This window comes from Telluria sp. RT2P19 (genome assembly GCF_059685725.1).
Window position 1 is genome coordinate 37565 of sequence record NZ_JCASIL010000010.1, and the last position, 13563, is coordinate 51127.

A 13563-nucleotide genomic window follows, 5' to 3' on the forward strand; every position below is an offset into this window, starting at 1 on the left:
AGGGATTACTTCTTCGGCGTCGCGTCGAAGGCGCGCAGTCCGCCGCACAGCAGGTCGCTCGGCACGCCGAGGGCCCACGCGGCCGCCACGGCGGCCAGCACGTTTTCGGGGTATTTCACGGTCGACGGCTTCATCGCCGCCAGCGCGATCAGCGGCGTCTCGGCTTCGCCCGCGGCCAGCACGATGCGGCCATCGCGGGCGAACACCACGCGTTCTCCCGCCTGGCGGTGCGCGGCCACGGTCGGGTTATTCTCGTCGACCGCGTAATAGATCACGCCGCCGTCGCACAGCTCGGCCAGGCCAGCGACGGCGTCGTCGGCCGCGTTCAGCACCGCCACGCCTTCCGGCAGGATCACGTCGACCTGGCTGCGGATCACGTTGCGCATCGCATCCTGGTCGCGGATGTAGAACTCGGCCACGTCCTCGATGCCGTTCATGTCGGTCACCACGCCCACGGTGCAGCGGTCGTAGGGCAGGCCATCGGCCAGGATCGAGCGCGCGTTGGACTCGAACACGGCCGTCTCGACATTCCGGTTGATCAGGATGCGCTGGGCCGCCTCGACGCCCGTCGAGTCGCGGTGCGAGATCGTGCGCGTGTTCAGGTACAGGCCTTCGCCGTTGGCGACGCCGACTTCCTTGCGCGTGATGTTGACCAGGCAGCCGACCAGGCGCGTGATCAGGCTGCAGCCCTTGGAGCCGGTCACGCCGACCACCGGGATGCGCGCCGTCGCCTGTTCGGCGAACAGGTGCTCGACGATGTCCTTGCCGACGTTGCGCGGGGTGCCGCTGGCCGGCTTCATGTGGGCCAGCAGGCCCGGGCTGGCGTTGACCTCGATGATGGCGCCGCGCTGTTCTTCCAGGGGCCGCGAGATGTCCTCGCACACCAGGTCGATGCCGGCGATGTCCAGGCCGACGATGCGCGCGGCCAGGGCGGCGGCGCGGGCCACGTCCGGGTGCACCAGGTCGGTCACGTCGTCGGCGACGTTGCCGTTTACCTGGATCAGCACTTTCTGGCCATCCGCAGGGACGGAGTCGGGCGTCAAGCCCTGGCGCTGGAGCTGCAGCTGGTTTTCCTCGCTCTCGCGCGGCTTGACGGGGCTGAGCGGAAACTCTTCGCTCTCGCCGCGGCGCGGGTCGGTATTGATCTGGGTGTCGCACAGCGCGACCACGTCCTGGCGGCCGTCGCCGGTCACCCACACCGACTCGCCGCGCGCGGCAGCGACCACCTTGCGGCCGACCACCAGCAGGCGGTGTTCGTTGCCGGTGACGTAGCGCTCGACCAGTACGGACTTGCTCTCGCCCTCCACCGATGCGATCGTATAGGCGGCCTTGACTTCGGCTTCGGTCAGCAGGTTGAGCGACACGCCGCGGCCGTGATTGGCGTCGATCGGTTTGACCACCACCGGCAGCCCGATATCCTGCGCTTCATCCCAGGCGTCCTCCGGGCTGCGCGCGATCGCGCCCTCCGGCACCGGCACGCCGCAGGAAGAGAGCAGGGACTTGGTCATGTCCTTGTCGCTGGCAATACCTTCGGCGATCGCGCTGGTGCGGTCGGTCTCGGCGGTCCAGATGCGGCGCTGGAAGGCGCCGTAGCCGAGCTGCACGAGGTTGCCGTCGGTCAGGCGGATCGCGGGGATGCGGCGCTCGATGGCGGCGTCCACGATGTGGGCAGTCGACGGGCCCAGGCAGTGGCGGTCGACCATGTCGGTCAGGCGCGCGACCGCGCTGGAAAGATCGAACGGCTCGTCGTTGATCGCGGCCATCAGCAGGCGGTGGGCGACGTCCAGCGCGGCGCGGCCGACGGTTTCATCGCGGGTGCGGAAGGCCATCTTGTAGACGGCGTGCTCGCCGGTCGAGCGGGTCTTGCCGAAGCCGGTCTTCATGCCGGCCAGGTTCTGCACTTCGAGCACGATGTGTTCGAGGATGTGGCCGGCCCAGGTGCCGTCGCGCAGGCGCTCGAGGAAGCCGCCACGGTGGCCGACGCCGCAATGGTGTTCGACCAGTCCGGGGAGCCAGGCGGTCAGGCGCTCCGTGAAGCCGGGCAGAAGGTTCGATGGGTAGTCTTCCAGCTCGCCGATGTCGAGCCAGGCCTCGAGTACCGGACGGTAGGTCCAGATATTCGGTCCGCGCAGATACGTCACGCGCAGGAATTTGATGTCGTTCTTCTTGTTCATGTAATCGCTTTTGCCGCCGAACGCCTCTCTTCGCGCTGGCGACTTGTCCTTGGTTGCCTGACTACTTAAAACGGAGCCGAAAAGTCGGCCGTGTACGGCCCATGCGTGTACACTTGCCGGCCTGCTGCGCCGCAACATTCCTATTTACACGTTTTCCGTGTCATCCAAACGATACCCAGAAACGTTCTAGCGCTCTGTGGAGCGTTTCACGCAACGGCGTAACGACGGTCCTCGTGCATCGCCGAGCCGGCGCCATGTCCACCCTCATAGAACAACAGCCTGCTAGCGGGCGCAATACATGACAACTCAACAACCTGCTATTCCATCGTCGCTGCTACTTGCGGCCAGTTCAGTACCTGAACTGTGGCAAAGTGACGTCGCGAAACAGCTTGCACCAGGGGAAAACGTTTTAAGCAGCGTGGAGGTTGACCTCGACGCGAAATTACATTTTTCAAAAGGCCTGGTGCTGGTGACGAACCGTCGCCTGCTGGCGCGCGCGCCGGGCGCGACCCAGTGGCGCGACTGGCCGCACCGCGCCGGTACCGAATTGCGCCACCACGACCATGCCGGCGTGGGCCACCTGGAACTGGTCGACGCTCAAGAGCTGCTGGCCGCCTGGCGCTTTACCCTGGGCCAGAACCTGCACGCAATCCGCGTCGCCGACCATTTCCGCGACCAGGTCCAGAGCGTTGCCACCGGCATCGCCGTCCAGCCGCCCGACCAGCATACTTGTCCAAGTTGCAAGGCGCCGCTCGAGCCGGACCAGGAAGACTGTCCGATCTGCGAGAAAGTGCTGCATACGCCGCCGTCGACCTGGACCCTGTTCCGGCTGTGGCGCTTCGCCCAGCCGTATAAAGGGCAATTACTGCTGGGATTCTTGCTGATGCTGGGCTCGACCGGCGCGCACATGATCCCGCCGTACCTCACGATGCCGCTGCTGGACAATGTCCTGATCCCGTACCAGAACGGACAGCAGATCGATACCAGCCTTGTCTATATGTATATGGGCGGCCTGTTCGCGGCCGCGCTGCTGGCCTGGCTGCTGGGCTGGGCCAAGACCTATGTGCTGGCGCTGGCGTCCGAGCGCATCGGCGCCGACCTGCGCTCGACCACCTATGAACACCTGATGCGGCTGTCGCTGGAATTTTTTGGCGGCAAGCGCACCGGTGACCTGATGGCGCGCATCGGCAGCGGCTCGGACCGGATCTGCGTGTTCCTGTCGCTGCACCTGCTCGATTTCCTGTCGGACGTGCTGATGATCGTGATGACGGGCATTATTTTGTTCACGATTAACCCCTTGCTGGCGGTGGTGACCCTGCTGCCGCTGCCGTTTATTGCCTGGATGATCCATATCGTGCGCGACAAGCTGCGCACCGGTTTCGAGAAAATCGACCGCGTCTGGGGCGAGGTGACCAATGTTCTGGCCGATACCATTCCCGGCATCCGCGTGGTGAAGGCTTTTGCCCAGGAAAAACGCGAAGCAGCGCGTTTCCGCGAAGCCAACAAGCACAACCTGGCCGTCAACGACAAGCTGAACCGGGTATGGTCGCTATTTTCGCCGACCGTCTCCTTCCTGACCGAGCTCGGCCTGCTGGTGATCTGGTGCTTCGGTATCTGGCAGGTATCGCGCGGCGACATCACCGTCGGCACGCTGTCGGCCTTCATTGCCTATAGCGGCCGCTTCTACGTGCGCCTGGATTCGATGAGCCGTATCGTGTCGGTGACGCAGAAGTCGGCCTCGGCCGCCAAGCGCATCTTCGATATCCTCGACCACGTGTCGAGCGTGCCGGACCCGGCCAATCCCGTGAAAGTCGACAAGATAGAGGGCAATATCGAACTGCGCGAAGTCGGTTTCCGTTACGGTAACCGCGCGGTCAACCGCGGCATCTCGCTCAAGATCAAGGCCGGCGAGATGGTCGGCCTGGTCGGCCACAGTGGCTCGGGCAAGAGCACGCTGGTGAACCTGATCTGCCGTTTCTACGATGTGGCCGAAGGCGCGATCCTGCTCGACGGCCAGGATATCCGCTCGTTCGCGGTGGCCGACTACCGCCGCAATATCGGCCTGGTGCTGCAGGAGCCGTTCCTGTTCTTCGGCACGATTGCCGACAATATCGCCTACGGCAAGCCGCATGCGACGCGCGAAGAGATCATCGCGTCGGCGCGCGCCGCCCACGCCCACGAATTCATCCTGCGCCTGCCGCAGGGCTACGATTCGATGGTCGGCGAGCGCGGCCAGGGACTGTCGGGCGGCGAGCGCCAGCGCATCTCGATCGCGCGCGCATTGCTGATCGATCCGCCGATCCTGATCCTGGACGAAGCCACGTCGTCGGTCGATTCCGAGACCGAAAAAGAGATCCAGAAGGCGCTCGACAACCTGGTGCAGGGCCGCACCACGATCGCCATCGCGCACCGCCTGTCGACGCTGCACCGGGCCGACCGCCTGGTGGTGCTGGACCGCGGCGTGGTGGTCGAAGAGGGCAACCACGACGAATTGATGGCGCGCGAAGGCGCCTACCACCGGCTCTACGAGGCGCAGGCGCGCAACGTGGACCAGGACCTGGACGACAAGGACGCCTAAATGAGTACCGTTTCAACCATCCCGTTCCAGCTGCGCCGCGACAGTTTTGGAAAGCTCGTCATCACGCTGGAAAACGGCGAAGAGTGGGTCGGCGTGACGCCGGTGCGCGCCTTCCCGATCCAGGCGCCGACCAGGGGCATCTCGCTGGTGCGCGACGGCGGCAAGGAGGTCGCCTGGATCGACGACCTGGCCGACATGCCGGCGGATATCCGCACCCTGATCCATGAAGAGATCGAGGGCCGCGAATTCATTCCCGAGATCCTGGCCATCAAGGATGTCTCGAGCTTCGCCACCCCCTGCACCTGGAGCGTCAGGACCGACCGCGGCGACACCGAGTTCGTGCTCAAGGTCGACGAGGATATCCGCCGCATCGGCGAGGCGTCGCTGCTGGTGGCGGACAGCCACGGCATCAACTTCCTGGTGCGCGATATGTTCAAGATCGACAGGCACAGCCGCAAGATCCTGGACCGCTTCCTCTGACCCAGGTTTGAACCGGCGCTGGACGGTCAGTCGGTCCAGCGTTCGTCCACCCACATACCGCGGCTGGCGATCCCGCTACAGTCATCTCATCGGCCACACGGCCATGCTTCCAGGAGATGACAATGGATTCCATCAACCGCAACCAACCCGAGGAAAACCGCCGCGACCTCGGCGGCGTCGACGCCATCGAGCGCATCAAGGACATGATCGACGACGCCGACGCGTGCTTTTTCTGCACCGGAGACGGGCAAGGCCCGAGCCGCGGCGTGCGCCCGATGAGCGTGCGCGAGACCGACGACGCCGGCGCGATCTGGTTCTTGAGCAGCATCGACAGCTACAAGAACCAGGAGCTGCGGGCCGATCCGTCCGTGAAGCTGTTCTTCCAGGCGAGCAAGCATTCCGGTTTCCTGGAGCTGGACGGCCATGCGGAGGTTTCCCAGGACAAGGCGCGCATCAAGCAGTTGTGGAACCCGATGCTCAAGACGTGGTTCACCGAAGGCGAGGACGACCCCCGCATCACCGTCATCAAGATCACGCCCAGGACCGGTTACTACTGGGACAACAAGCACGGCGACACGGTTGCCGGCGTCAAGGTGGCCGTCGGCGCGGTGATCGGCAAGACGCTCGACGACTCGATCGAAGGTACACTGTCGTTCTGACATGGAAGAGGGGAGGCGGGCGGGTGCATTTCATCCTGGCGACGATCGGCTCGGCCGGCGACCTGTTCCCCTTCCTCTGGATTGGCCGCGCACTGCGTGAGCGTGGTCACCGGGTCGATTTTCTCGGGCCGCAACAGCATGCGCCCCATGTCGACGCGGCCGGGCTGACCTTCCACGGCCTGCCGGCCGACATGGCGGTGCTCGACCATCCCGACCTGTGGCACGCCACCCGCGGCCTGGCCGTGGTGTGGGAGGCGACAAGGCCGGCCATGGCGCGGCTGCCGCAGGTGGTCGAGGCACTCGCCAGCGAACAGCCGAACGAGGACCGGGTGCTGCTGGTCCACCCGCTGGCGCTGCCCGAGGCCGACCTGTGCCGCCATGCCTGTCCCGGCTTGACGATCGCAGCGGCCTACCTGGCGCCCTCCAATTTGCCAACCGTGCACGATCCCTTGCTGCTCGGCCCCTGGCCGGTGCCTGGCTGGGTGCCGCATGGCGCGCGGCGCTGGCTATGGCGTGCGCTGGCCGGGCGTTTTCTCGATCCGGTGGCGCTGCCCGGCCTGAACAAGGCGCGCGTGGAGCGGGGCTTGCCGCAGGTGGACAGCCTGGTCGACTATATTCCCTCCATTGCCGACCTGTCGGTCGCGCTGTTCCCGGCCTGGTTCGCGGCGCCGCCGCCGGACTGGCCGCAGCCCCTGTACCAGGCGAGTTTTCCGTTGTACGATCCCGATCCGGACGCCGCGCCGAGCGCCGAATTGCGCGCTTTCCTGGATGCGGGCAAGGCGCCGGTCGTGTTCACGCCCGGCACCGGCAACCGCCAGGCGCGCGCCTATTTCGAGGCGGCGGCCCAGGCGACGCGCGAACTCGGCTTGCGCGCGATCTTCCTGACGCCGCACCATGACCAGTTGCCGGCCGCGCTGTCGCCGGCTGTCTGCTGGCAGGCCTATGTACCGCTGAAAGCCTTGCTGCCCCATGTGGCGGCCCTGGTCCACCACGGCGGCATCGGCACCACGGCCGAGGCCTTGCGCGCAGGCCGGTCGCAACTGATCGTGCCGCTGGCGCACGACCAGTTCGACAACGCAGCGCGGGTGGTGGCGATGGGCGCGGGCGCGAGCCTGCATGCGGCGCGGGTCACGCCGGCACGCATGGCGCGGGCCCTGCAGCAGGTCGTCGACAACGCGCAGGTGGCGGCGCGCTGCGCCGAGGTCGCAGCCCGCTTCGCGGGTCAGTCCGGCATCGACGGCCTGTGCCAGCGACTCGAAGCCCTGGCTTGAGCACATTGTTGGCGAGCGCACCGACGTCGGGCGCGCGCGGGCGTCCAATGAAGCCTTCCCGATGACGCTGGAGGGCAGATGCCCGGCAAGAAACCGAACATGAAGAACATGGCCGAGGACGGCTACGTCCACGTACGCGGCGCGCGCGAACACAATCTCAAGAACGTCGACCTTGATATCCCGCGCGGGCAGCTGGTGGTATTCACCGGGGTCTCGGGCTCGGGCAAGTCCTCGCTCGCCTTCGGCACCCTGTATGCGGAAGCCCAGAGGCGCTACCTGGAATCGGTCTCGCCCTATGCGCGGCGGCTGTTCCACCAGATGCCGGTGCCCGAGGTCGACGAGATCGAAGGCTTGCCGCCCGCCGTCGCCCTGCAGCAGCAGCGCGGCACGCCGACAGCGCGCTCGTCGGTCGGCAGCGTCAGCACCTTGTCGAATTCGCTGCGCATGCTGTACTCGCGCGCCGGCGATTATCCAAGGGGCCAGGAACTGCTGTATGCGGAGTCGTTCTCGCCCAACACCCCGCAAGGGGCCTGCCCGCGCTGCTCGGGCCTGGGTCGCATCTACGACGTGACCGAACGCTCGATGGTGCCGGACGACAGCCTCACGATCCGCGAGCGGGCGATTGCCGCCTGGCCGCCGGCCTGGCATGGCCAGAACCTGCGCGACATCCTGGTCACGCTGGGGTATGACGTCGACACCCCGTGGCGCGACTTGCCGAAGAAGGACCGCGACTGGATCCTGTACACCGACGACAGCCCGACGGTTCCGGTCTACGCCGGGCTCACGCCCAAGGAAACCCGCGCCGCGCTCAAACGCAAGGACACGCCCAGCTACCAGGGCACGTTCACCGGCGTGCGGCGCTATGTGATGCAGACCTTCGCCAATACCGAAAGCGCATCCATGAAAAAGCGCGTGGCGCGCTATATGGTCAGCAACGCCTGTCCGGAATGCGAAGGCAAGCGCCTGCGCCGCGAGTCGCTGTCGGTGACCTTCGCCGGCCATGACATCGCCGAGATCGCGCGCCTGCCGCTGGCCCGGCTGGCCGAACTGCTCCAGCCCTACGCCGAGGGCAAGGACAAACCGGACAAGGCGCTGCACGCCGAGCAACTGATCGTGCGCCGCCGCATCGCGGCTGACCTGGTCGCGCGCCTGGACGTGCTGCTGGCGCTGGGCCTGGGCTACCTGGCGCTGGAGCGCAGCACGCCGACCCTGTCGCCCGGCGAATTGCAGCGCCTGCGCCTGGCCACGCAGGTGCGTTCGAGCTTGTTCGGAGTCGTGTATGTGCTCGACGAACCCTCGGCCGGCCTGCATCCGGCCGATACCGAAGCGCTGCTCGACGCGCTGGCCCAGCTGAAGGCGGCCGGCAACTCGCTGTTCGTGGTCGAGCATGCGCTGGACGTGATCCGGCAAGCCGACTGGCTGGTCGACGTCGGCCCGCTGGCCGGCGAGCGTGGCGGCCAGGTCCTGTATAGCGGCGCACCGGAAGGACTGCGCAAGGTTGAACTATCACAGACGCGGCGCTACCTGTTCGGCGAGGCGCCGCCGCCCCAGCGTCCCCCGCGCGCGCCGACCGGCTGGTTGACGCTCGAAGGCGTCCACCGCAACAACCTGCGCGACCTGGAAGTCGCTTTCCCGCTCGGCGTGTTGACGAGCGTGACGGGCGTGTCGGGCTCCGGCAAATCCAGCCTGGTGAGCCAGGTGCTGGTCGAGCTGGTGAGCAGCGCGCTGGGGCAGGGCGGCGTGGCGCACGAGGAACCCCCGGACGAGCCGGACCTGGAGCGCGACGAAGCGCTTCCGCTGGAGGGACGCATCGTGTCCGGGATGGAGGGCGTGCGGCGGCTGGTGCGGGTCGACCAGAAGCCGATCGGCCGCACGCCGCGCTCGAACCTGGCGACTTACACGGGCTTGTTCGACCAGGTAAGGAAACTCTTTGCCGCAACCAAGGATGCGAAGAAGCGGCGTTACGACGCCGGCCGGTTCTCGTTCAACGTGGCCAAGGGCCGCTGCGAGCACTGCGCGGGGGAGGGCTTCGTGATGGTCGAGCTATTGTTCCTGCCCAGCGTGTATGCGCCATGCCCGACCTGCGAAGGGGCGCGCTATAACGCCGAGACGCTGGCGGTGACTTATCGCGGCAAGAACATCGCCGAGGTGCTGGGCATGACGGTGGGCGAGGCGATCGAATTCTTCAAGGATGAACCGGTGGTCGAACGCTCGCTCGAAGTGCTGAGCGAGGTCGGCCTGGATTACCTGCGCCTGGGCCAGCCGGCCACCGAATTGTCGGGCGGCGAGGCGCAGCGCATCAAGCTGGCGTCCGAACTGCAGCGCGCCACCCGTGGCAATGCGCTGTATGTGCTGGACGAGCCGACCACCGGCCTGCACCCGGTCGACGCCGACCGCCTGATGGTGCAGCTGAACCGGCTGGTCGATGCCGGCAATACGGTGATCGTGGTCGAGCATACGATGCGGGTGGTGGCAGGCAGCGACTGGGTGATCGATGTCGGGCCCGGGGCGGGGGACGAAGGCGGGTCCATCGTGGCATCCGGTCCGCCGGCGGACGTCGCGCGCAGCAAGACCAGCCGCACGGCCCCTTACCTGAAGGCGCACCTGAGCTAAGGCGCACCCGAGCCAAGTCGCACCCGAGCCAAGTCGCACCCGAGCCAAGGCGCACCCGAGCCAAGGCGCACCCGAGCCAAGGCGCGCACCCGAGCCAAGGCGCGCACCCGGGCCCGGCATGCCCAGCGGTGCGCCAAGAGTGTGTCGATTTTGATAATATCGCCAGCTTCGCAGGCGGGCGCACGCCCGCGCACGACCGTGCTACTTCAGTGCGCGCCAAATTTCACATTTGAGTTACACTGAGGATATTTTTTTTCTAACATATCAACAGGCATGGCCGGTCCAACCATCGAAAACAGCGAGTTTCGCCGCATTCTTACGCGCAACGTCGCGCTGCCTTTGGGCATGAGTATCCTCAGTGCGATTGTGTTCGTGGGCATTATTGCCTACCTGATCAATAACCTGACCTGGGTCGAGCATTCCCAGAAGGTGATCAGCAACGCCCACGAGATCCGCAAGCTGTCCGCCGAAATGGAAGCCGGCATGCGCGGCTACCTGCTGGCGGGGGACGAGGAATTCCTTTCTCCCTATACGCTGTCGGCCCGGCAAATGGACACGAGCATCACATCGCTGGGCGAGCTGGTCAAGGACAACCCGGTCCAGATGGATCGCGTGACCCGCATCGGCCAGGTCCAGCAGCAATGGGAGAGCTTTGCCCAGGAAATGATCAAGCGGCGCCGCGCGAACGATGTGACCTATATCGATGCAGTGACCAGCGGTCGCGGAAAAGTGCTGACCGACGAGATGCGCCGTCATTTCGACCTGGTGCTGGCCAGCGAATCGCGCCTGCTGCAGGAGCGCAGCGATACCGCGCGCAGCACGACGTTCTGGTCGGTGGCGATCTTCCTGCTGCTCAGCGCCGTGGTCGGCGCCAGCCTGGCCGCCTTCGGCCGGCGCCAGCTGGTGCGCCTGTCGGACACCTATAACGACGTGCTGGCGCACGAGGCCGAACACAACGAGAAGCTGCGCCACCAGGACTGGCTGCGCACCGGCCAGAACGAACTCAATATGCGCAGCGCCGGCCAGATCAACCTCGAGCCGCTGGCCGACGCCTTGCTGCCCTATGTGGTCAAGTACCTCGGCGGCGTGATCGGCGCCATGTACGTGCGCAGCGACGATGGCGCCATGCGCCGTATCGGCGCCTATGGCTTCAAGCATGCCGAGACCGAACGCGCCGAGATCATCGCTCCGGGCGCCACCCTGGCCAGCCAGGCGGCCGAGGAAAACCGCCTGATGGTGCTCGACCAGCTGCCGCCCGACTATGTCAAGGTGGGTTCGAGCCTGGGTGAGACGGCGCCGCGTGCCGTGGTCATCGCGCCGTTCCACAACCATGGCAAGGTCAAGGGCGTGTTCGAGATCGCCTTCCTGCGTCCGGTGGAACAGCGTGACCGCGAATTCCTTGGCTTTATCGCGCAGTCGGTCGGCGCCGCCATGGCGGCCGTGCTGTATCGCCAGCGCCTGCAGGACGCGCTGGAAGAAAGCCAGACCCTGAACGAAGAACTCCAGGTGCAGCAGGAAGAGCTGCGCACCGCCAACGAAGAACTGGAAGAGCAGTCGCGCGCGCTGGAAGAATCGCAGTCGGCGCTCGAGAATCAGCAGGCCGAACTGCGTACCACCAACGACCAGCTGGCCGAACAGGCGCTGAACCTGGACATGAAGAACTCGGCCCTGCAATCGGCGCAGGAGCAGTTGCAGCACCGCGCCGTCGAACTCGAGAGCGCGAGCCGCTACAAGTCGGAATTCCTGGCCAATATGTCGCACGAGCTGCGCACGCCGCTGAACAGCTCCCTGATCCTGGCCAAGCTCCTGGCCGACAACAGCGCCGGCAACCTCTCCGACGAACAGGTGCGCTTCGCCCAGACGATCTATTCTGCCGGCAACGACCTGCTGCAGCTGATCAACGACATCCTCGACATCTCGAAGGTCGAAGCGGGCAAGCTGGAACTGGTGCCCGAAGACGTGCCGGTGCGGCGCGTGGTCGAGGGCCTGGCGCGCACCTTCGAGCCGCTGGCGCGCCAGAAGTCGCTCGAGTTCAAGATCAATGTCGAGCCAAGCGTGCCGCCCAGCCTGCATACCGACCGCCAGCGCATGGAGCAGATCCTCAAGAACCTGCTGTCGAATGCGGTGAAATTTACCGAACTCGGTTCGGTCAGCCTGTCCGTGTCGACCACGCCGGAAGGCGACGTCGCCTTCCGCGTGCAGGATACCGGCATCGGCATCGCGCCGGACCAGCAGGACAAGATCTTCGACGCCTTCCACCAGGCCGACGGCACCACCAGCCGCCGCTTCGGCGGCACCGGCCTGGGCCTGTCGATCACCCGCGACCTGACCCGCCTGCTGGGCGGCAGCGTGGCCGTGGCGAGCGCACCGAACGAGGGCAGCGTGTTCACCCTGGTGCTGCCGCGCGGGATCCCGGCGGTGCCGGCGCCGGCCGAACTGCCGACGGCGTCGGCACCGCTGCCGCACTACATCCCGGCGCCGACGCCGGCCCCGGCCCCGGCCCCGGCGACCGCGACCGCGACCGCGGCCAGCGCCGAGCCATTCAACAGCTTCCCGGATGACCGCGACAAGCCCGCCAATGGCCGCCGCACCGTGCTGGTGGTCGAGGACGAGGCGTCGTTCGCGCGCATCCTGTACGACCTGGCGCGCGAACTCGATTACCGCTGCCTGGTGGCGATGAGCGCCGACGAAGGCCTGGCGCTGGCCGTCAGCCAGCGTCCCGACGCCGTGCTGCTCGACGTGCGCCTGCCTGACCGTTCGGGCCTGACCGTGCTGCAGCAGCTCAAGGACAATCCGTCGACCCGCCACATCCCGGTGCACGTCATCTCGAGCATCGAGAACGGCGGCGAAGCCCTGCACCTGGGCGCGATCGGCTATGCGCTCAAGCCGACCAGCCGCGAAGACCTGGAAGAGGTGTTCCGCAAGCTGCAAGAGAAATCGACGCAGAAGATCAAGCGCGTGCTGCTGGTCGAGGACGACGAGCGCCAGCGCGAGAGCGTGGTGGCCCTGATCGCCGACGACGACGTCGAGATCGCGGCCGTAGGCACCGCCACCGAGGCGCTGAGCTACCTGAAAAAAGATGTCTTCGACTGCATGATCATCGACCTCAAGCTGCCCGACATGCAGGGCGGCGAGCTGCTCGAGCGCATGTCGCAGGAAGAGCTATGCTCGTTCCCGCCGGTGATCGTGTACACCGGGCGCAACCTGACGCGCGACGAAGAGGCGCAACTGCTGCGCTACTCGCGCTCGATCATCATCAAGGGCGCCCGTTCGCCGGAGCGCCTGCTGGACGAAGTGACGCTGTTCCTGCACAAGGTGGAGTCCGAGCTGTCGACCGAGCGCCAGAGCATGCTCAAGGCGGTGCGCGGGCGCGACCGCGTGTTCGAAGGCCGCACCATCCTGCTGGTCGATGACGATGTGCGCAACGTGTTCGCGCTGACTTCGGCGCTGGAGCAGCGCGGGGCCAGGGTCGAAGTCGGCCGCAACGGCTTCGAAGCGATCGCCAAACTGGACGACGTGCCGGGAATCGACCTGGTGCTGATGGATATCATGATGCCGGGCATGGACGGCCTGGAGGCGACGCGTCGCATTCGCGCCGACGGCCGCTTCGACCGCCTGCCGATCATCGCCATCACCGCCAAGGCCATGAAGGACGACCAGGAGCAGTGCCTGGCCGCCGGCGCCAACGATTACCTGGCCAAACCGATTGACCTCTCGCGCCTGTACTCGCTGCTGCGGGTCTGGATGCCGACCCTGGAGAGAATTTGAGCCATCCGCCGACCGACTTC

At 66.3% G+C, this 13563-nt stretch carries 7 protein-coding genes; 6 read left to right on the forward strand and 1 reads right to left on the reverse strand.

What is annotated here, in order from left to right:
* Positions 1–5 precede the first annotated feature (5 nt).
* Positions 6–2174 carry a cyanophycin synthetase gene (locus AC56KW_RS13780; protein WP_497171255.1) on the reverse strand — a complete coding sequence of 723 codons (2169 nt, stop codon included), beginning with the start codon at positions 2172–2174 and terminating at the stop codon, positions 6–8.
* Between the two features lie 298 nt (positions 2175–2472).
* Here AC56KW_RS13780 and AC56KW_RS13785 point away from each other — a divergent pair, with 298 nt between their 5' ends.
* The 6 genes from AC56KW_RS13785 (at position 2473) to AC56KW_RS13810 (ending at position 13543) form a co-directional block, all read left to right on the forward strand.
* Complete coding sequence (locus AC56KW_RS13785; protein ID WP_497171256.1) at positions 2473–4752, forward strand: cyanophycin metabolism-associated ABC transporter; 2280 nt, start codon at positions 2473–2475, stop codon at positions 4750–4752.
* Entirely contained in the window at positions 4753–5232 is a 480-nt protein-coding gene (locus AC56KW_RS13790; RefSeq protein ID WP_497171257.1) for a cyanophycin metabolism-associated DUF1854 family protein, read from the forward strand.
* 122 nt (positions 5233–5354) lie between these two features.
* Entirely contained in the window at positions 5355–5891 is a 537-nt protein-coding gene (locus tag AC56KW_RS13795) for a pyridoxamine 5'-phosphate oxidase family protein (RefSeq protein WP_497171258.1), read from the forward strand.
* 23 nt (positions 5892–5914) lie between these two features.
* A complete protein-coding gene (locus AC56KW_RS13800; protein ID WP_497171259.1) occupies positions 5915–7162 on the forward strand; it encodes a glycosyltransferase in 1248 nt (415 codons plus the stop codon).
* A gap of 78 nt (positions 7163–7240) precedes the next feature.
* On the forward strand, positions 7241–9775 hold the full coding sequence (gene uvrA / locus AC56KW_RS13805) for an excinuclease ABC subunit UvrA (protein WP_497171260.1): 2535 nt from the start codon (positions 7241–7243) through the stop codon (positions 9773–9775).
* 273 nt (positions 9776–10048) lie between these two features.
* Positions 10049–13543, forward strand: a complete 3495-nt coding sequence (locus AC56KW_RS13810) for a response regulator (protein WP_497171261.1) — start codon at positions 10049–10051, stop codon at positions 13541–13543.
* Positions 13544–13563 lie beyond the last annotated feature (20 nt).

Excerpts from the sequence above, each read along its gene's own strand:
- AC56KW_RS13810 (WP_497171261.1), top strand. The coding sequence starts at position 10,049 with ATGGCCGGTCCAACCATCGAAAACAGCGAGTTTCGCCGCATTCTTACG.
- AC56KW_RS13790 (WP_497171257.1), top strand. The coding sequence starts at position 4,753 with ATGAGTACCGTTTCAACCATCCCGTTCCAGCTGCGCCGCGACAGTTTT.
- AC56KW_RS13785 (WP_497171256.1), top strand. The coding sequence starts at position 2,473 with ATGACAACTCAACAACCTGCTATTCCATCGTCGCTGCTACTTGCGGCC.
- AC56KW_RS13780 (WP_497171255.1), bottom strand. The coding sequence starts at position 2,174 with ATGAACAAGAAGAACGACATCAAATTCCTGCGCGTGACGTATCTGCGC.
- AC56KW_RS13795 (WP_497171258.1), top strand. The coding sequence starts at position 5,355 with ATGGATTCCATCAACCGCAACCAACCCGAGGAAAACCGCCGCGACCTC.
- uvrA (WP_497171260.1), top strand. The coding sequence starts at position 7,241 with ATGCCCGGCAAGAAACCGAACATGAAGAACATGGCCGAGGACGGCTAC.